Origin of the sequence: Escherichia albertii (assembly GCF_028622335.1) — a bacterium.
Classification (GTDB): domain Bacteria; phylum Pseudomonadota; class Gammaproteobacteria; order Enterobacterales; family Enterobacteriaceae; genus Escherichia; species Escherichia albertii.
This window is the reverse complement of the sequence record NZ_CP117568.1, coordinates 1,851,396-1,870,379: the sequence shown is the minus strand read 5'-3', so window position 1 is coordinate 1,870,379 and position 18,984 is coordinate 1,851,396. Positions and strand designations below refer to the sequence as shown.

Genomic DNA, 18,984 nt, shown 5'->3' with positions numbered 1-18,984 from the left:
GGATTTACGCGGTCAAGCGCCTTTTGTGTCATTTTTTAAATGACAAGCGCTTGATTTGCGTCAAAAACATTTACCCCAAAGGGGCTATTTTCTCACTCCTGATTTCAATCGTGCGCTGGCGAAGAGGAGGGATAATGAAAGTTTGTGGCACAGGTCATGTTCGGGTATACTGCTTTCCCGTCCTGGTTATTCCATCGTCTTTTCAACCTAACTTCTCAGGTTCAGCATGACAACGAACTATATTTTTGTGACCGGCGGGGTCGTATCCTCTCTGGGTAAAGGCATTGCCGCAGCCTCCCTCGCAGCCATTCTTGAAGCCCGTGGCCTCAATGTGACCATCATGAAGCTGGATCCATACATCAACGTCGATCCAGGTACTATGAGCCCAATCCAGCACGGGGAAGTGTTCGTTACTGAAGACGGCGCTGAAACCGATCTGGACCTGGGGCACTACGAGCGTTTCATTCGCACCAAAATGAGCCGCCGCAACAACTTCACCACGGGTCGTATTTACTCTGACGTTCTGCGTAAAGAACGCCGTGGCGACTACCTCGGCGCAACCGTACAGGTTATTCCGCACATCACCAATGCAATCAAAGAACGCGTGCTGGAAGGCGGCGAAGGTCATGATGTCGTACTGGTAGAAATCGGCGGTACTGTAGGTGATATCGAATCCCTGCCATTCCTCGAAGCGATTCGCCAGATGGCTGTTGAAATTGGCCGCGAGCACACGCTGTTTATGCACCTGACGCTGGTGCCATACATGGCAGCGTCTGGTGAAGTCAAAACCAAACCGACTCAGCACTCTGTAAAAGAGCTGCTCTCCATCGGTATCCAGCCCGACATCCTGATTTGTCGTTCAGATCGCGCCGTTCCGGCGAACGAACGTGCGAAGATTGCATTGTTCTGTAATGTTCCAGAAAAAGCGGTTATTTCTCTGAAAGACGTCGATTCCATCTATAAAATTCCGGGCCTGTTGAAATCTCAGGGGCTGGACGATTATATTTGTAAACGATTCAGCTTGAACTGCCCGGAAGCGAATCTGTCCGAATGGGAACAGGTTATCTTCGAAGAAGCGAATCCGGTGAGTGAAGTCACCATCGGTATGGTCGGCAAGTACATTGAACTGCCGGATGCTTATAAATCCGTGATTGAAGCACTGAAACACGGCGGGCTGAAAAATCGTGTCAGCGTCAACATCAAACTGATCGATTCACAAGATGTTGAAACACGCGGTGTTGAAATTCTTAAAGGTCTGGACGCGATCCTCGTACCTGGCGGTTTCGGCTATCGTGGCGTAGAAGGCATGATTACTACCGCGCGTTATGCGCGTGAGAACAATATTCCTTATCTGGGCATTTGCCTGGGTATGCAGGTGGCGTTGATTGATTACGCTCGCCATGTTGCCAATATGGAGAACGCCAACTCTACGGAATTTGTGCCAGACTGTAAGTACCCGGTTGTGGCGCTGATTACCGAGTGGCGTGATGAAAACGGCAACGTTGAAGTTCGTAGCGAGAAGAGCGATCTCGGCGGCACCATGCGTCTTGGCGCACAGCAGTGCCAGTTGGCTGACGATAGCCTGGTTCGTCGGCTGTACAACGCGCCGACGATTGTTGAGCGTCATCGTCACCGCTACGAAGTCAACAACATGCTGTTGAAACAGATTGAAGATGCAGGTCTGCGCGTTGCGGGCCGTTCCGGGGATGATCAGTTGGTCGAGATCATCGAAGTTCCGAACCATCCGTGGTTTGTGGCTTGTCAGTTCCATCCGGAGTTTACTTCTACTCCACGTGATGGCCACCCGCTGTTTGCTGGCTTTGTAAAAGCCGCCAGCGAGTTCCAGAAGCGTCAGGCGAAGTAAGTAAAAAAGTTAGAACGGCAACGCGTACCCAGGGTACGCGTTGTTTGTCTGGAGTTTCAGTTTAACTAGTGACTTGAGGAAAACCTAATGTCCAAAATCGTAAAAATCATCGGTCGTGAAATCATCGACTCCCGTGGTAACCCGACTGTTGAAGCCGAAGTACACCTGGAGGGTGGTTTCGTCGGTATGGCAGCTGCTCCATCAGGCGCTTCTACTGGCTCCCGTGAAGCACTGGAACTGCGCGATGGTGACAAATCCCGTTTCCTGGGCAAAGGCGTAACCAAAGCTGTTGCTGCGGTTAATGGTCCGATCGCTCAGGCGCTGATTGGCAAAGATGCCAAAGATCAGGCTGGCATTGACAAGATCATGATCGACCTGGACGGCACCGAAAACAAATCTAAATTCGGCGCAAACGCAATCCTGGCTGTATCTCTGGCTAACGCCAAAGCTGCTGCAGCGGCTAAAGGTATGCCGCTGTACGAGCACATCGCTGAACTGAACGGCACTCCGGGCAAATACTCCATGCCGGTTCCGATGATGAACATCATCAACGGTGGTGAGCACGCTGACAACAACGTTGATATCCAGGAATTCATGATTCAGCCGGTTGGCGCGAAAACTGTGAAAGAAGCCATTCGTATGGGTTCTGAAGTTTTCCATCACCTGGCAAAAGTTCTGAAAGCGAAAGGCATGAACACTGCTGTTGGTGACGAAGGTGGCTATGCGCCGAACCTGGGTTCCAACGCTGAAGCTCTGGCTGTTATCGCTGAAGCTGTTAAAGCGGCTGGCTATGAACTGGGCAAAGACATCACTCTGGCGATGGACTGCGCAGCGTCTGAATTCTACAAAGACGGTAAATACGTTCTGGCTGGCGAAGGCAACAAAGCGTTCACCTCTGAAGAATTCACTCACTTCCTAGAAGAACTGACCAAACAGTACCCGATCGTTTCTATTGAAGACGGTCTGGACGAGTCTGACTGGGACGGTTTCGCATACCAGACCAAAGTACTGGGCGACAAAATCCAGCTGGTTGGTGACGACCTGTTCGTAACCAACACCAAGATCCTGAAAGAAGGTATCGAAAAAGGCATCGCTAACTCTATCCTGATCAAATTCAACCAGATCGGCTCTCTGACCGAAACTCTGGCTGCAATCAAGATGGCTAAAGATGCTGGTTACACTGCAGTTATCTCTCACCGTTCTGGCGAAACTGAAGACGCTACCATTGCTGACCTGGCTGTTGGTACCGCTGCAGGCCAGATCAAAACTGGTTCTATGAGCCGTTCTGACCGTGTTGCTAAATACAACCAGCTGATTCGTATCGAAGAAGCTCTGGGCGAAAAAGCACCGTACAACGGTCGTAAAGAGATCAAAGGCCAGGCATAAGTCTGACTTTATCTGATTTAAAAATGCCAGCCTTCGGGCTGGCATTTTTTATGGTTGAGTTACCAGCGACCGGACGCGCCGCCGCCTCCTGAAGAACCGCCACCGCCGCTAAATCCACCTCCGCCGCTAAACCCACCACCACTTGAGCCTCCACCGGAAGAGGATGAAGAAGAACTTTTTCTTGAAGCTCTTTCTTTACCGAGTTTCTTGTATTTGGCGCGTAGTTTTTTATTAACGATAAGCCAAAAGATAAGCAACGCTATGATCGCGAAAGGCGTTAACATACCGCAAGCAACGATTAAAGAGGTCCATGGTCCAGGTTCGGCAACATAGAGGAATACCATCCCGTAAATTGCGCCAGTGAGTGCTATCCATAGTAGATTCGATGGATCGGTAAAAACAATAAAGTATGAAAGTACTGCCAGCAAAAGAATTACAGCAAGCGATAATGGAATAGGGGGATTAATACGGTAATAATTTCCTCTATCTTCTGGCAATTCACCATTCAACAGAAGTGCGCCAATATTTTCGCTTGCCAGTGTTAATCCACCCATAAGGTCATCGCTTTTGAAGGCAGGGATCAATATATCATTGATAATCTTCGCTGCTCGCAGGTCAGTAACCACCCCTTCCAGCCCATAGCCCACTTCTATACGAACAGTATGATCTTCCCTGGCAACCAGAAGTAAAATACCATCGTTTCGCTGCTTATCTCCCAGTTTCCAGCTATCAAAAACGCGTGTTGCATATTGTTCAATGGTATCGTCACCGGTGGACGGCACTATTAATACGGCGACCTGTGCCTGTGTTTTATGTGTAATATCCTGCAGCTGTTGTGTCAGTGATTGCTGTTCAGACGTGTTTAATGTACCGGTAATATCGGTCACCTGTTGGCGCAACTCCGGTACAGCCATTTGCTGGGCAACCACCGGAAAGCACCACAAAGTGAGGAGAAAAAGGATTAAACGCATAACGATCACTAACGGCCGGACGCGCCGCCGCCTCCTGAAGAACCGCCACCGCCGCGGAAAGAATTTCCCGACGAAGAGCGAGAATGAGCATTACGACTCCCCATTTTCCTGTTGCTTTTATGTCCTGATTCCAGTTTAAGATTGCCGGTAAATATGGCCATAATGATCAGCAGAACGATGCCAGCAACGGTGATTGGGCCGATAAAATAATCAATTAGCCCAATAATTGTTGATATTAATGCAATATCTTTATTACTGGCGAATACCAGACTCCATCCCACAACAATTATCAGCAGCACGACAAGCAATGAATTTCGTCCTGATTCAGGAATCTGCTGGGGGTTCTTCATTTTAGTGTTTTTATTTTTGGGTGCCTGCGTCATAGGAAATGCGCGACACATATGAAAAATTACCGTGAGACGCTGCCAGCAGATTGCGGCGAAAAATAAACTGAAACAAACGATCGATACCCGCCGAATGATGACATCGTCCTGAAAGAAGAAAAACCAGACCATGGGAGTAATCATCGATATCATCCATATGCCAGGCCCTGGACGGCGGGTAAATCGCCAGAGGACAACGATGGCAACGATCATCAGCAATGTCCAGGCAAGACACGGCAGCGAGCGTTGCGGATTAGCAAACAGATGATTTGCCAGAGCATCCAGTGGGCTGAGACTGGCTTTGGTATGCGTAAACAGGGCAATGCCCTCAATTCCACGCGTTAACCCGGCGAAGAGATTGTTTTTTTCAAACTCCGATTGCATTCGGTAGCGAATAATTTGCGCGGCTTGCTCTGGTGGCAGTATCTCTTCAAGGCCTGGGCCCATCTTTAATGCTACCTGTCGCTTCGGCCACATAACCATGACTAAGATACCTTCTCCATATCTTTGCCCTTCGGTAGGTTTCCAGTGATATAACCCGTACGCCTGGGAGGCCGCCAGTTTAATGCTTTTACCTTCAGTGGTTGGCGTTACCAAAACAGCAACCTGGACGTGATTTTGTTGCTCAAGTGTCTGTAATTGTTGAGTTAAGACGGTTTGTTCTTCTGTCGTTAACATCCCGGTTAAGTCGGTTACAGAAGATGTTTGTTCAGCGGATACGGGAAAACCGCATAGCATCAGCAGTAAGAGAAAAATACGCATTTCAATTCCTTTTGTTACCAGCGCCCTGATGCGCCGCCGCCACCTGATGAACCGCCGCCGCCACTGAAATGATCATTGTCAAAGGAGGATGACGAGGAAGATGATGACGACGAATGCCAGGAGGATGAACGGCTTCTTCCCTCGCGTGATGGCTGGCTGGCATTACGCATCGAATCCCGAACCTTTTTGCCGAAGGGGGTAAAAGCGATGGCGACAGCCAGGAATGGCGTAGCAAAGCAGAGCAATGTTATGAGCACTCCCCAACTTCCGCTGAAGCCTGCTATAGGTAAAACAAAGGCCAGAACAATAGCTACGAAGCAAATCAGTCCCAGCGTTTTGACATATCCTCTGGCAGCAATAAACGTCAGTACTATCGCCCAGACTAATAAAGCCCACCAACCGCTAAAGGGCAAAGGGTGATCGGCCGGTGTTATCGTTGCTAAATTATTCCCCGCCAGACGACTTTCAATATCGCTTATTCCCTTTTGCAAGCCGCCTGCCAGGTCGCCGTTTTTAAATGCTGGAATGATGCTTTTACGAATAATTTGCCCGGACTGTGCATCTGTAATAACGCCTTCCAGTCCGTAGCCGATTTCAATACGCACAGAATGATCCTGCCAGGCAACTAACAGCAGAACGCCATCATCGCGGTTTTTATCACCCGGTTTCCAGCTATCGAATACCCGCGTTGCATACTGCTCTATAGTTTCGTCGCCCGTCGTTTCAACCACTAACACAACCACCTGCGCCTGCTTTTCCTGCGCCAGGGTTTTTATCTGACGGGTCAGGGCATTTACTTCACTGTTCGTCAATGTGTCGGTTAAGTCATTCACATACCTGGGTAATTCAGGTACTGGAGTTTGCGTGGCAAACGCAGATGAACAGAAGAAAGCCAGAAGAAAAATAAAAATACGCATAGGGCTTCCTCATTTAATGAGCATTAGCACTCTGGCTAAAATCAATTGTCGGCGCTTTGCTAACAGCGGCGACATCATCCGGTAAATAATTTTTCTTTGGTGTGTAATCCATTACTTTTGCAGTTAATACAGCGGGAAATTTGCGGATCGTGACATTATATTGCTCAATGGCTTTAATATATCTTCCTCGTGCGACAGCTATTCGATTTTCACTTCCTTCGAGTTGTACCATTAAATTCTGATAAAGTTCCTGGGCCTTTAATTCAGGATAACGCTCACTAATAATCGTTAACTGACCGAGAGTACGGGATACCTGCGCCTGAGCTTGTTGCCAGGCTTGTAGTTTTTGCTCATCCCCTGGGGCCTGTTGTAAGTCATTACTGGCGCGGTTAGCCTGACTACGCGCCAATGTTACGGCTTCCAGTACTTCTTTTTCATGGCTGGAATAACCTTTAATACTGGCGACAAGATTGGGAATAAGATCGGCGCGACGCTGATATTGATTTAATACTTCTGACCAGGATGCATTGACTTGCTCATCATAGGTCTGAATATCGTTATAACCGCAACCTGATAAATTGAAAATAAGCATAAATATAATGAATATTTTGAACATATATAAATCCCTTTTTTAAATTCCTCAAGACATAATACGCCGCTTCATTTTATTCTTTATGATCTGAGCCGCTTTTTACCTTAAAGCTGCATGTAACAGAATGTTAATAAGACATGATTGTTTTGGCAGGATCTGCAATAATTAACAATTATCCACTTTACAGAGAATGCTATGCAGTACCCGATTAACGAGATGTTCCAGACCCTGCAAGGTGAGGGTTACTTTACCGGCGTCCCCGCCATTTTTATTCGTTTACAGGGATGCCCGGTCGGCTGTGCCTGGTGTGATACCAAACACACGTGGGAAAAGCTTGAGGATCGGGAAGTTTCTCTTTTCAGTATTCTGGCGAAAACGAAAGAGAGTGATAAGTGGGGGGCGGCGAGCAGTGAAGATTTGCTGGCAGTCATTGGTCGTCAGGGATACACCGCACGTCACGTGGTGATTACCGGTGGTGAACCCTGCATTCATGATTTACTGCCTCTGACGGATTTGCTTGAAAAAAACGGTTTTAGCTGTCAGATAGAAACCAGCGGCACTCACGAAGTACGTTGCACACCGAATACCTGGGTTACTGTTTCGCCAAAACTGAATATGCGCGGCGGCTATGAAGTCTTGTCGCAGGCACTGGAGCGCGCTAACGAAATTAAACATCCTGTTGGGCGTGTTCGTGACATCGAAGCGCTGGATGAGCTATTGGCAACGCTGACCGATGATAAACCACGAGTCATTGCACTGCAGCCGATTAGCCAAAAGGATGATGCCACACGTTTGTGCATTGAAACCTGCATTGCGCGTAACTGGCGTTTGTCGATGCAAACACATAAATATTTAAATATTGCCTGATTAAACATTTATAAGCGTTATAAATGGGTGGAACCTGTAAAAACTTCCACTCATTTATATTCTTTTTCGGCTTCGGCAACCAGCCACGGATCGAAACGGGCGCGCAAGACGCTCTAGGATTCACCGCCAGGCTGTAAGCTGGAAAACGTTGTTGTGCTATCGGGTGTTAACAGGGAAAGGCTTTCGTGAGTGATACGTCGCTCAAGAGGTGCGGTCAGGTGATATTGGGGGAGGAGTTCCGCGAGCGCATGGGTATATAAACGCCCGCCGGAAAGGTTTTTGCTGCCGGGGATTTCAGCACGTTCCAGTAACAGAACGGATAAACCCGCTCGCGCGCAGCGCAACGCGCAGGCGGTGCCCGCAATTCCGGCACCGATAATAATAATGTCGCAGTCGTCTTCCATGTCATGCCCCAGAGATCCAGAGCGCAACACCCTAACATAGCGTTACTTAAGGGAAATTGACCGCCGACACACTCTTATCATTCGCCGCGATAGATGCAGCCTGCGGTGCAGGTTTCTTTCACCATTACCGCGCTTAACAGCGGCACAACGGGTTTTACCTGATCCCAAATCCATTTTGCTAAAACTTCGCTGGTCGGGTTTTCCAGGCCAGGGATCTCATTGAGATAATGATGATCGAGGCGATCGTAGGTCGGTTTAAACGCCGCTTTCAGTTCAGCGAAATCGATGATCCAGCCCGTATGTGGATCGACTTCCCCTGTAATTTCCAGGCGCACCATAAAAGAGTGCCCGTGCAGGCGACCACATTTATGCCCTTGCGGGACGTGTGGCAAGCGGTGAGCGGCTTCGAAGGTGAAATCTTTAAATAACGTGGTGGACATCATAATTTCTCTACAGGACGACAAAACCGCCGTAGAGTACCGGAAAGCCTGTTTTTTCGCATTATCTAAAACGACTTTGTTGCGCAAAATGGCCTGTTTATCTTAATGGTTGGCGATATTCTTTTAATTATCATGCTGTTAATAAATCCATTTTGTTGTTAGCGACTATTGCTAAAACAGGTTAGTCGATTTGGTTATTAGTTATCGCTATCCCGTCTTTAATCCACACCGTTCGCCCCGTTAACCTTACCTTCTCTTCTGTTTTATGGGCGCTGACAGGGCCGATAAACAGCTTTGCTTACTGGAACATAACGACGCATGACGACACAGGTCCCACCTTCCGCGTTGCTTCCGTTGAACCCGGAGCAACTGGCACGCCTTCAGGCGGCCACGACCGATTTAACGCCCACTCAGCTTGCCTGGGTTTCTGGCTATTTCTGGGGCGTGCTCAACCAGCAACCTGCTGTGCTTGCAGCGACGTCAGTTGCCGCCGCAGAAATGTCGGGTATTACCCTTATTTCCGCCTCGCAAACCGGCAATGCGCGTCGGGTCGCCGAAGCGTTACGTGATGACTTATTAGCGGCAAAACTGAACGTTAAGCTGGTGAACGCGGGCGACTATAAATTCAAACAAATCGCCAGTGAAAAACTGCTTATCGTGGTGACCTCAACACAAGGGGAAGGGGAACCGCCGGAAGAAGCCGTTGCGTTACACAAGTTTTTGTTCTCCAGAAAAGCGCCAAAACTGGAAAACACCGCGTTTGCCGTGTTTAGCCTCGGCGATAGCTCTTATGAATTTTTCTGCCAGTCCGGGAAAGATTTCGATAGCAGGCTGGCGGAACTGGGCGGTGAACGCCTGCTCGACCGTGTCGATGCTGACGTTGAATATCAGGCGGCGGCCAGCGAATGGCGCGTCCGTGTGGTCGATGTTCTTAAATCGCGCGCGCCTGTCGCGGCGTCTTCGCAATCCGTCGCTACTGGCGCGGTAAATGAAATCCACACCAGCCCGTACAGTAAAGACGCGCCGCTGGCGGCAAGCCTTTCGGTTAACCAGAAAATTACCGGACGCAACTCTGAAAAAGACGTTCGCCATATCGAAATTGATTTAGGTGACTCGGGCCTGCGTTACCAGCCGGGTGACGCGCTGGGCGTCTGGTATCAGAACGATCCGGCACTGGTGAAAGAACTTGTTGAATTGCTGTGGCTGAAAGGCGATGAACCCGTCACCGTTGATGGCAAAACGCTACCGCTGAACGAGGCGCTACAATGGTACTTCGAGCTGACCGTCAACACCGCGAATATTGTTGAGAACTACGCCACGCTTACCCGCAGCGAAACGCTGCTACCTCTGGTGGGCAATAAAGCGAAGTTACAGCATTACGCCGCGACGACGCCGATTGTCGACATGGTGCGTTTCTCTCCGGCACAACTGGATGCCGAAGCGCTGATTAACCTGCTGCGCCCGCTGACCCCGCGCCTGTACTCCATCGCCTCCTCGCAGGCGGAAGTCGAGAACGAAGTTCACGTCACCGTTGGCGTGGTGCGTTATGACGTGGAAGGCCGCGCCCGTGCTGGCGGTGCCTCCAGCTTCCTCGCAGACCGTGTGGGAGAAGAAGGGGAAGTCCGCGTGTTTATCGAACATAACGACAACTTCCGACTGCCAGCGAACCCGGAAACCCCAGTGATTATGATTGGCCCAGGCACCGGTATCGCGCCATTTCGCGCCTTTATGCAGCAGCGCGCTGCCGACGAAGCGCCGGGTAAAAACTGGCTGTTCTTTGGCAATCCGCACTTCACCGAAGATTTCCTCTACCAGCTGGAATGGCAGCGTTACGTCAAAGAAGGCGTGCTAACGCGTATCGATCTTGCCTGGTCGCGCGATCAACAAGAAAAAGTTTACGTACAAGACAAACTGCGCGAACAGGGTGTGGAGCTGTGGCGCTGGATCAATGACGGTGCCCACATTTATGTCTGCGGCGACGCTAATCGCATGGCGAAAGACGTTGAGCAGGCACTTCTGGAAGTGATTGCCGAGTTTGGTGGCATGGACACCGAAGCGGCGGATGAATTTTTAAGTGAGCTGCGCGTAGAGCGCCGTTATCAGCGAGATGTCTACTAATGAGCGAAAAACATCCAGGGCCTTTGGTGGTCGAAGGAAAACTGACAGACGCCGAGCGCATGAAGCTTGAAAGTAACTACCTGCGCGGCACCATTGCGGAAGATTTAAACGACGGCCTGACAGGCGGCTTTAAGGGCGATAACTTCCTGCTGATCCGTTTCCACGGTATGTATCAGCAGGATGACCGCGACATCCGCGCTGAACGCGCCGAACAGAAGCTGGAACCGCGCCATGCGATGCTGCTACGTTGCCGTCTGCCGGGGGGCGTTATCACCACCAAACAGTGGCAGGCGATCGACAAATTTGCGGTGGAAAACACCATTTACGGTAGCATCCGCCTGACCAACCGTCAGACGTTCCAGTTCCACGGTATTCTGAAAAAGAACGTCAAACCGGCACACCAGATGCTGCACTCGGTCGGTCTTGACGCGCTGGCCACCGCCAACGACATGAACCGTAACGTGCTGTGTACCTCGAACCCGTTCGAGTCACAGCTGCACGCGGAAGCCTACGAATGGGCGAAGAGAATCTCTGAACATCTGCTGCCGCGTACTCGCGCGTATGCAGAGATCTGGCTCGATCAGGAGAAAATCGCCACTACTGATGAAGAAGCAATCCTCGGTCAGACCTACCTGCCGCGTAAGTTCAAAACGACGGTTGTGATCCCGCCGCAGAACGATATCGATCTGCACGCCAACGACATGAACTTCGTGGCAATTGCTGAAAACGGCAAGCTGGTAGGCTTTAACTTGCTGGTGGGCGGTGGGCTTTCTATCGAACACGGCAACAAGAAAACCTACGCGCGCACCGCGAGCGAGTTTGGTTATCTGCCGCTGGAGCATACGCTGGCGGTGGCGGAAGCGGTCGTTACCACTCAGCGTGACTGGGGTAATCGTACTGACCGTAAAAACGCCAAAACCAAATACACGCTGGAGCGCGTGGGTGTTGAGACGTTTAAAGCAGAAGTGGAACGTCGCGCGGGGATCAAATTTGAACCGATTCGCCCGTATGAGTTTACCGGACGCGGCGATCGTATTGGCTGGGTTAAGGGCATTGATGACAACTGGCACCTGACGCTGTTTATCGAAAATGGTCGAATTCTTGATTATCCAGGGCGCCCGTTGAAAACCGGCTTACTGGAGATCGCGAAGATCCACAAAGGTGATTTCCGCATTACGGCGAACCAGAATCTGATCATCGCCGGAGTGCCGGAAAGCGAGAAAGCGAAGATCGAGAAGATCGCCAAACAGAGCGGGTTAATGAATGCCGTCACGCCGCAGCGTGAAAACGCAATGGCCTGCGTGTCATTCCCGACTTGCCCGCTGGCGATGGCGGAAGCGGAGCGTTTCCTGCCGTCTTTTATCGACAATATCGATAATTTAATGGCGAAACATGGTGTCAGCGATGAGCATATCGTGATGCGTGTAACAGGTTGCCCGAACGGTTGTGGTCGCGCGATGCTGGCGGAAGTGGGCCTGGTGGGTAAAGCGCCGGGTCGCTACAACCTGCATCTCGGCGGCAACCGTATTGGGACACGTATCCCACGGATGTATAAAGAAAACATCACCGAGCCGGAAATCCTGGCGTCGCTTGATGAACTGATAGGGCGCTGGGCGAAAGAGCGCGAAGCGGGTGAAGGCTTCGGCGACTTTACGGTGCGTGCGGGCATCATTCGCCCGGTGCTCGATCCGGCGCGCGATTTGTGGGATTAACTTGAATTACCGCCTCTGCCCGGTTTTGTAGGCCTGATAAGCGAAGCGCCATCAGGCACTGTGGCTGCTTTTGCCGGATGCGGCGTAAACGCCTTATCCGGCCTACGGAGCAGCACGATTTTGTAGGCCTGATAAGACGCGTAAGCGTCGCATCAGGCAAGGCAAACAGTGAGGAACCTATGCCCAAACTCGATCTAAACGCCCTGAGCGAACTGCCGAAGGTTGAAAGCATTCTGGCGCTGGCTCAAACCAACGCCGAGCTTGAAAAACTGGACGCTGAAGGCCGCGTTGCCTGGGCGCTGGAAAATCTTCCCGGTGAATATGTGCTTTCTTCCAGCTTCGGTATTCAGGCGGCGGTGAGCCTGCATCTGGTGAATCAGATTCGCCCGGATATTCCGGTGATCCTCACCGATACGGGATATTTGTTCCCGGAAACCTACCGCTTTATTGATGAGTTAACGGACAAACTCAAGCTCAACCTGAAAGTATACCGTGCTACCGAAAGCGCCGCCTGGCAGGAAGCTCGCTACGGCAAACTGTGGGAGCAGGGCGTTGAAGGCATTGAAAAGTACAATGACATCAATAAAGTCGAACCGATGAACCGGGCGCTGAAAGAATTGAACGTGCAAACGTGGTTTGCTGGCCTGCGCCGCGAACAATCCGGCAGCCGCGCCAATTTACCGGTGCTGGCAATTCAGCGTGGCGTATTTAAAGTGCTGCCGATTATCGACTGGGATAACCGAACTATTTATCAGTACCTGCAAAAACATGGCCTGAAATATCACCCATTATGGGACGAAGGATATTTATCGGTTGGTGATACCCATACAACCCGTAAATGGGAACCTGGTATGGCGGAAGAAGAAACGCGTTTCTTTGGCTTAAAAAGGGAATGTGGGCTGCACGAAGGGTAAATATTGCCGGATAAAATAAACGCCTCTGTCAGAAATGATGGGGGCGTTTTTATTTTGCGAGTAGCATTCCGGCATTTAAAGGTGAACATCGCAGGGAAAATCAACAGGTATAGAATGGCGTTGGGTGCTTGAGGCTGTCTGGCGTTAAGCATTCGCGAGGTTCCAGATGGACAAAAGCCCCAGGCGATATTTCTATCAACCTGAGGCCTACGTTCGAACGTCGCAATTCGGATGTTAGTCTCTTCTTTGCAGGGAGGCAAGACATGCTGACAAAATATGCCCTTGTGGCAATCATAGTGCTGTGTTTCACGGTGCTGGGATTCACGCTGATGGTAGGCGACTCGCTGTGTGAGTTGAGTATCAGAGAACGTGGTATGGAGTTTAAGGCAGTTCTCGCTTACGAATCGAAGAAGTAGCCATCACGCGGGGGTAAAACCTCGCGTATTGAATTGTGATGGTTTGGTCTCCTGCACCCTTTTTTTATTCTCTGTTTCAGATGGCATAGATTCCTGTAGGCGCAGGAGTAATCATTTCAAACTCATCAAGACGCCTTTGCCAGTTCCTTCACCAGTGGCAGCATTATCCGCATAACGTCACGGCAGCGACGTTCTATTCTTCCTGGAAGCGCCTTATCAATATGTTGTTGATTATCCAGCCTTACATCATGCCAGCTATTTCCCTTCGGGAACGCTGCTGTTTTTGCGCGTTGTTGATAGCCGTCTTTATTTCCAAGACTCCAGTTTGTCGCTTCAACGGAAAGTACAGCAATACCCGCTTTGTCGAAAACTTCTGCATCATTACAACATCCCGTGCCTTTCGGATAATTTTTATTCAGACCTGGATTTGTGGCGGCGGCAATTCCATGGCTGCGTGCAATTGCCAGCGCCCTGTCGCGCGTTAATTTCCTTACTGCTTCCGGGGTGTTTACGGCGCTATTGAAATACAGCTTATCGCCTACAATCAGGTTATCGAGATTAATAACCAGTAGAGTATTTTTCTTTTCGGCTTCACTCATTCGCTTGAGTAAATTCTCAGCGCCTAATTTTCCTTCCTCTTCGCCGCTGGTTGCTACAAAACGAATACCGTATTCGGTTGGCGTATTTTTCAGGCGTTCAGCCAACTCCAGCATGACTCCCAGACCTGCGGCGTTATCATCCATTCCCTGTAACGTCAGTCCACCCAGATTAGCATCGGCATCAGCGTCACTCAGCGGGGCGTAGGTATCGAGGTGCGCCATAATAATGATTTGCTGCGGCGCTTTACCTTCATGGGCGGCAATCACCGTACTTCCCGTTACGTTATGCCAGTTCTTACGGTTATCGCGAGAAGTATAAATATAACGGCTATTAAATGTTCGAATATCGCTGCGATAGCCCATTTGCTGAAACTGTTGGCGGATATAGTCGGCAGATAACATTTCCGCGGGGGTGCCGGTCATTCGTCCCGGAAAGAAAGTGGCAATATGCCGCGCCTGAGTATTGGCATAATCGCCAGGTTTGGATGACGACGCTTGTATGGGGAAAATAAAGCAAACGCCGAGCGCCAGGACAGCGATACGGTGGCGCAATGCGGAAAACATAGTGAGTCCTTAAATACCATGCAAATTTTTTTTACCGCCATAGTATGAAACTGCTGTTGTGCTAAAACAATTTCAAATCTTCCTAAACGCCCGTGATCCGGCGTCTTAAGCACTTTTTGATATTAGCTTTGCCAAATCGTTATTCCGTTAAGGAACTACTCATTCTAATTGGTAATTTCATTCGTCCTGTCGCGCTCCCTATAGTCAGAAACATCTGACGGCAAGAAAATAGCGGTATTGCAAAGGAACGGTTATGGATCAAAAACGACTTACCCACCTGCGGCAACTGGAGGCGGAAAGCATCCACATCATTCGCGAGGTGGCGGCAGAATTCTCGAATCCGGTGATGCTCTACTCTATCGGCAAAGATTCCAGCGTCATGCTGCATCTGGCGCGTAAGGCGTTTTATCCGGGTACGCTACCTTTCCCGCTGCTGCATGTCGATACCGGCTGGAAATTCCGCGAGATGTATGAGTTCCGCGATCGCACGGCGAAGGCTTACGGCTGTGAACTGCTGGTGCATAAAAATCCAGAAGGCGTGGCGATGGGGATTAACCCGTTCGTGCACGGCAGCGCCAAACATACTGACATTATGAAAACTGAAGGTCTGAAACAGGCGTTGAATAAATACGGTTTTGATGCTGCCTTCGGTGGTGCGCGCCGCGACGAAGAGAAGTCGCGAGCCAAAGAACGTATCTATTCCTTCCGCGATCGTTTTCATCGCTGGGACCCGAAAAACCAGCGCCCGGAGCTGTGGCACAACTACAACGGACAAATTAACAAAGGCGAAAGCATCCGCGTTTTCCCGCTCTCTAACTGGACCGAACAGGACATCTGGCAATACATCTGGCTGGAAAATATCGATATTGTTCCGCTGTATCTCGCCGCTGAACGCCCGGTGCTGGAGCGCGACGGTATGTTGATGATGATTGATGACAATCGCATTGATCTGCAACCTGGCGAAGTGATTAAAAAACGGATGGTACGCTTCCGCACGCTGGGCTGCTGGCCGCTGACCGGCGCGGTGGAGTCAAATGCGCAAACGCTGCCGGAGATCATCGAAGAGATGTTGGTGTCCACCACCAGCGAACGTCAGGGGCGCGTAATTGACCGCGACCAGGCGGGGTCTATGGAGTTGAAAAAACGTCAGGGGTATTTTTAAGATGAACACCGCACTTGCACAACAAATCGCCAATGAAGGCGGCGTTGAAGCCTGGATGATTGCGCAACAACATAAAAGCCTGCTGCGTTTTCTGACTTGTGGCAGCGTTGATGATGGCAAAAGCACCCTGATTGGTCGCCTGTTGCACGATACCCGCCAAATCTACGAAGATCAGCTCTCATCGCTACATAACGACAGTAAGCGTCATGGTACTCAGGGCGAAAAACTGGATCTGGCGCTGTTGGTGGATGGCCTGCAAGCTGAGCGCGAACAGGGTATTACTATCGACGTGGCCTACCGCTATTTCTCCACTGAAAAGCGCAAATTTATTATCGCCGACACCCCAGGGCATGAGCAGTACACCCGCAATATGGCGACCGGCGCGTCGACGTGTGATCTGGCGATCTTATTGATCGACGCCCGCAAAGGCGTGCTCGATCAAACCCGTCGCCACAGTTTTATCTCCACGCTGCTGGGGATCAAACATCTGGTGGTGGCGATCAACAAAATGGATCTGGTGGACTACAGTGAGGAGGCATTTACCCGCATTCGTGAAGATTACCTGACTTTCGCCGAACAGTTGTCGGGTAATCTGGATATCCGCTTTGTGCCGCTCTCTGCGCTGGAAGGCGATAACGTGGCTTCGCAAAGTGAAAGCATGCTGTGGTACAGCGGTCCGACGCTGCTGGAAGTGCTGGAAACCGTAGAGATTCAACGAGTGGTGGATGCTCAGCCGATGCGTTTTCCGGTTCAGTACGTTAATCGCCCGAATCTTGATTTTCGTGGCTATGCCGGAACGCTGGCCTCCGGCAGCGTGAAAATCGGGCAACGTGTCAAAGTATTGCCCTCTGGCGTGGCGTCGAACATCGCGCGGATCGTCACGTTTGATGGCGATCGTGAAGAAGCATTTGCCGGAGAAGCGATCACTCTGGTGCTGACAGATGAGATTGACATCAGCCGTGGCGATCTGTTGCTGGCGGCTGATGACGCGTTACCGGCGGTGCAGAGCGCGTCGGTAGATGTGGTATGGATGGCGGAACAACCGCTTTCCCCAGGTCAGAGTTACGACATAAAAATTGCCGGTAAGAAGACGCGCGCCCGTGTTGATAGTATTCGCTATCAGGTTGATATTAATAATCTTACCCAGCGTGAAGTTGAGAACCTGCCGCTGAATGGGATTGGTCTGGTGGCGCTCACTTTTGATGAGCCACTGGTGTTAGATCGTTATCAGCAAAACCCGGTTACTGGTGGGTTGATTTTTATCGATCGCCTGAGCAATGTGACCGTAGGTGCCGGTATGGTGCATGAGCCAGTTAGCCAGGCAACTGCTGCGCCATCTGAATTCAGTGCATTCGAACTGGAATTGAACGCCCTGGTTCGTCGTCACTTCCCACACTGGGGCGCGCGCGATTTGCTGGGAGATAAATGATGGCGCAGCATGACGAAAACGTCGTCTGGCATAGTCATCCGGTCACGGTGCAACAACGTGAGCAACGCCACGGTCATCGTGGTGTTGTGCTGTGGTTTACCGGCCTTTCTGGTTCCGGGAAATCGACAGTCGCCGGAGCGCTGGAGGAGGCGTTGCATAAACTGGGCATCAGTACGTATTTGCTGGATGGCGACAACGTTCGTCACGGATTATGCAGCGATCTCGGTTTCAGCGATGCCGATCGTAAAGAAAATATCCGCCGCGTCGGTGAAGTGGCGAATTTAATGGTTGAAGCAGGGCTGGTGGTGCTGACCGCGTTTATCTCGCCGCATCGCGCAGAACGCCAGATGGTTCGCGAGCGTGTAGGAGAAGGGCGCTTTATCGAAGTGTTTGTCGATACGCCACTGGTGATTTGTGAAAGCCGTGATCCAAAAGGCTTATATAAGAAAGCGCGTGCAGGGGAACTACATAATTTTACCGGCATTGATTCGGTTTACGAAGCGCCTGAATCGGCAGAAATTCATCTGAATGGTGAACAATTAGTAACAAATTTGGTTCAGCAATTATTAGATCTACTGAGACAGAACGATATTATCAGATCCTGAGACACCACCGGGTTTTTATGCCCGGTTCGTCAAAGCAACAGGATCAGATATGCGTAACAGCCATAACATTACACTAACAAATAGCGATAGCCTGACCGAGGGCGAAGAAACGACATGGTCGCTGCCAGGCGCAGTGGTCGGTTTTTTATCGTGGCTGTGCGCGTTGGCGATCCCAATGTTGATTTATGGCTCTAACACGCTGTTCTTTTTTATCTACACCTGGCCTTTCTTTCTGGCGTTGATGCCCGTCGCGGTTGTAGTGGGGATTGCCCTGCATTCATTGATGGACGGAAAATTACGCTACAGTATTGTTTTCACCCTGGCGACCGTCGGCATTATGTTCGGCGCACTGTTTATGTGGCTACTGGGTTAATTTGTTCTTTCCCGTCTACTCTGTTCATAATTTAAACAGTAACCAATAATGAGATTATGTTCTGCACGCCCTGGGTATACGTAACAATCGACAAATGTGGTACATTTGCCCGCGTTGTCGCGGTATCCCCAACAGAGGATGTAGAGTCGTCTTCGGAAGCATGGGATGATGATGCCGTTTTTCAGGGGGCAGGATGGGTAAACTAACGCTGCTGTTGCTGGCTATTCTGGTCTGGCTACAGTATTCGCTGTGGTTCGGTAAGAACGGTATACATGACTATACCCGCGTCAATAATGATGTGGCGGCACAGCAAGCTACAAACGCGAAACTTAAAGCGCGAAACGATCAGCTTTTTGCCGAAATTGACGATCTCAATGGCGGCCAGGAGGCGCTCGAAGAGCGTGCGCGTAATGAACTCAGCATGACCAGGCCGGGCGAAACTTTTTATCGTCTGGTGCCTGATGCGTCGAAACGCGCACAGTCTGCGGGGCAAAACAATCGATAAA

General features: G+C 50.4%; 17 protein-coding genes and 2 pseudogenes. 12 read left to right on the top strand and 7 right to left on the bottom strand.

The window, feature by feature from the left end; genetic code table 11:
- The first annotated feature begins 226 nt into the window (after nucleotides 1-226).
- On the top strand, nucleotides 227-1,864 hold the full coding sequence (gene pyrG, locus PS053_RS09145) for a glutamine hydrolyzing CTP synthase (RefSeq protein WP_000210886.1): 1,638 nt from the start codon (nucleotides 227-229) through the stop codon (nucleotides 1,862-1,864).
- An 87-nt stretch (nucleotides 1,865-1,951) separates the two neighbouring features.
- Nucleotides 1,952-3,250 carry a phosphopyruvate hydratase gene (gene eno, locus PS053_RS09140; protein WP_000036723.1) on the top strand — a complete coding sequence of 433 codons (1,299 nt, stop codon included), beginning with the start codon at nucleotides 1,952-1,954 and terminating at the stop codon, nucleotides 3,248-3,250.
- 59 nt (nucleotides 3,251-3,309) lie between these two features.
- On the opposite strand, the gene PS053_RS09135 is transcribed toward eno, so the two are convergent.
- From PS053_RS09135 to PS053_RS09120, 4 genes and pseudogenes are all read right to left on the bottom strand, one after another.
- A complete protein-coding gene (locus PS053_RS09135; protein ID WP_123057723.1) occupies nucleotides 3,310-4,230 on the bottom strand; it encodes a TPM domain-containing protein in 921 nt (306 codons plus the stop codon).
- Nucleotides 4,230-5,366, bottom strand: coding sequence for a TPM domain-containing protein (locus PS053_RS09130; protein ID WP_256878878.1), 1,137 nt, complete (start codon nucleotides 5,364-5,366; stop codon nucleotides 4,230-4,232). Before PS053_RS09130 ends, PS053_RS09135 begins: the two co-directional genes overlap by 1 nt.
- Nucleotides 5,367-5,611: 245 nt before the next feature.
- Nucleotides 5,612-6,283, bottom strand: a pseudogene (locus PS053_RS09125) (TPM domain-containing protein); the annotation flags it as partial.
- 13 nt (nucleotides 6,284-6,296) lie between these two features.
- Nucleotides 6,297-6,899 carry a LemA family protein gene (locus PS053_RS09120; RefSeq protein ID WP_000472596.1) on the bottom strand — a complete coding sequence of 201 codons (603 nt, stop codon included), beginning with the start codon at nucleotides 6,897-6,899 and terminating at the stop codon, nucleotides 6,297-6,299.
- A gap of 171 nt (nucleotides 6,900-7,070) precedes the next feature.
- Between PS053_RS09120 and queE the strand changes: the two genes are divergently transcribed.
- Nucleotides 7,071-7,742, top strand: coding sequence for a 7-carboxy-7-deazaguanine synthase QueE (gene queE, locus PS053_RS09115; RefSeq protein ID WP_001199973.1), 672 nt, complete (start codon nucleotides 7,071-7,073; stop codon nucleotides 7,740-7,742).
- A gap of 116 nt (nucleotides 7,743-7,858) precedes the next feature.
- On the opposite strand, the pseudogene PS053_RS09110 reads toward queE, so the two are convergent.
- Both PS053_RS09110 and queD read right to left on the bottom strand, forming a co-directional pair.
- A pseudogene (locus PS053_RS09110) lies at nucleotides 7,859-8,146 on the bottom strand (FAD-dependent oxidoreductase); the annotation flags it as partial.
- Nucleotides 8,147-8,223: 77 nt separating this feature from the next.
- Nucleotides 8,224-8,589 carry a 6-carboxytetrahydropterin synthase QueD gene (gene queD / locus PS053_RS09105; RefSeq protein WP_072179105.1) on the bottom strand — a complete coding sequence of 122 codons (366 nt, stop codon included), beginning with the start codon at nucleotides 8,587-8,589 and terminating at the stop codon, nucleotides 8,224-8,226.
- Nucleotides 8,590-8,904: 315 nt separating this feature from the next.
- On the opposite strand from queD, the gene cysJ reads away from it, so the two are divergent.
- The 4 genes from cysJ (at nucleotide 8,905) to PS053_RS09085 (ending at nucleotide 13,746) form a co-directional block, all read left to right on the top strand.
- Nucleotides 8,905-10,704 (top strand): NADPH-dependent assimilatory sulfite reductase flavoprotein subunit, encoded by a 1,800-nt coding sequence (gene cysJ, locus PS053_RS09100; protein WP_256878879.1) that lies wholly within the window; start codon nucleotides 8,905-8,907, stop codon nucleotides 10,702-10,704.
- On the top strand, nucleotides 10,704-12,416 hold the full coding sequence (gene cysI, locus PS053_RS09095) for an assimilatory sulfite reductase (NADPH) hemoprotein subunit (protein ID WP_273774864.1): 1,713 nt from the start codon (nucleotides 10,704-10,706) through the stop codon (nucleotides 12,414-12,416). The genes cysJ and cysI overlap by 1 nt, the downstream gene beginning before the upstream one ends.
- A gap of 179 nt (nucleotides 12,417-12,595) precedes the next feature.
- Nucleotides 12,596-13,330: a phosphoadenosine phosphosulfate reductase gene (gene cysH / locus PS053_RS09090; RefSeq protein ID WP_059216810.1), complete on the top strand. Its 735-nt coding sequence runs from the start codon at nucleotides 12,596-12,598 to the stop codon at nucleotides 13,328-13,330.
- Nucleotides 13,331-13,593: 263 nt separating this feature from the next.
- Nucleotides 13,594-13,746, top strand: a complete 153-nt coding sequence (locus PS053_RS09085; protein ID WP_000956460.1) for a Hok/Gef family protein — start codon at nucleotides 13,594-13,596, stop codon at nucleotides 13,744-13,746.
- A 125-nt stretch (nucleotides 13,747-13,871) separates the two neighbouring features.
- Here the strand turns inward: PS053_RS09085 and iap are convergent, their stop codons facing one another.
- Complete coding sequence (iap, locus tag PS053_RS09080) at nucleotides 13,872-14,909, bottom strand: alkaline phosphatase isozyme conversion aminopeptidase (protein ID WP_256878880.1); 1,038 nt, start codon at nucleotides 14,907-14,909, stop codon at nucleotides 13,872-13,874.
- Nucleotides 14,910-15,162: 253 nt separating this feature from the next.
- Between iap and cysD the strand changes: the two genes are divergently transcribed.
- From cysD to ftsB, 5 genes are all read left to right on the top strand, one after another.
- Nucleotides 15,163-16,071, top strand: coding sequence for a sulfate adenylyltransferase subunit CysD (gene cysD, locus PS053_RS09075; protein ID WP_000372392.1), 909 nt, complete (start codon nucleotides 15,163-15,165; stop codon nucleotides 16,069-16,071).
- Between the two features lies 1 nt (nucleotide 16,072).
- The gene (gene cysN / locus PS053_RS09070) at nucleotides 16,073-17,500 is read left to right on the top strand and encodes a sulfate adenylyltransferase subunit CysN (protein WP_054412002.1); all 1,428 of its coding nucleotides are present in this window, start codon (nucleotides 16,073-16,075) and stop codon (nucleotides 17,498-17,500) included.
- Nucleotides 17,500-18,105 carry an adenylyl-sulfate kinase gene (gene cysC / locus PS053_RS09065; RefSeq protein WP_256878896.1) on the top strand — a complete coding sequence of 202 codons (606 nt, stop codon included), beginning with the start codon at nucleotides 17,500-17,502 and terminating at the stop codon, nucleotides 18,103-18,105. The genes cysN and cysC overlap by 1 nt, the downstream gene beginning before the upstream one ends.
- Before the next feature lie 49 nt (nucleotides 18,106-18,154).
- The gene (locus PS053_RS09060; protein WP_001246114.1) at nucleotides 18,155-18,478 is read left to right on the top strand and encodes a DUF3561 family protein; all 324 of its coding nucleotides are present in this window, start codon (nucleotides 18,155-18,157) and stop codon (nucleotides 18,476-18,478) included.
- Nucleotides 18,479-18,671: 193 nt separating this feature from the next.
- On the top strand, nucleotides 18,672-18,983 hold the full coding sequence (ftsB, locus tag PS053_RS09055) for a cell division protein FtsB (RefSeq protein WP_000517479.1): 312 nt from the start codon (nucleotides 18,672-18,674) through the stop codon (nucleotides 18,981-18,983).
- Nucleotide 18,984: the final 1 nt, after the last annotated feature.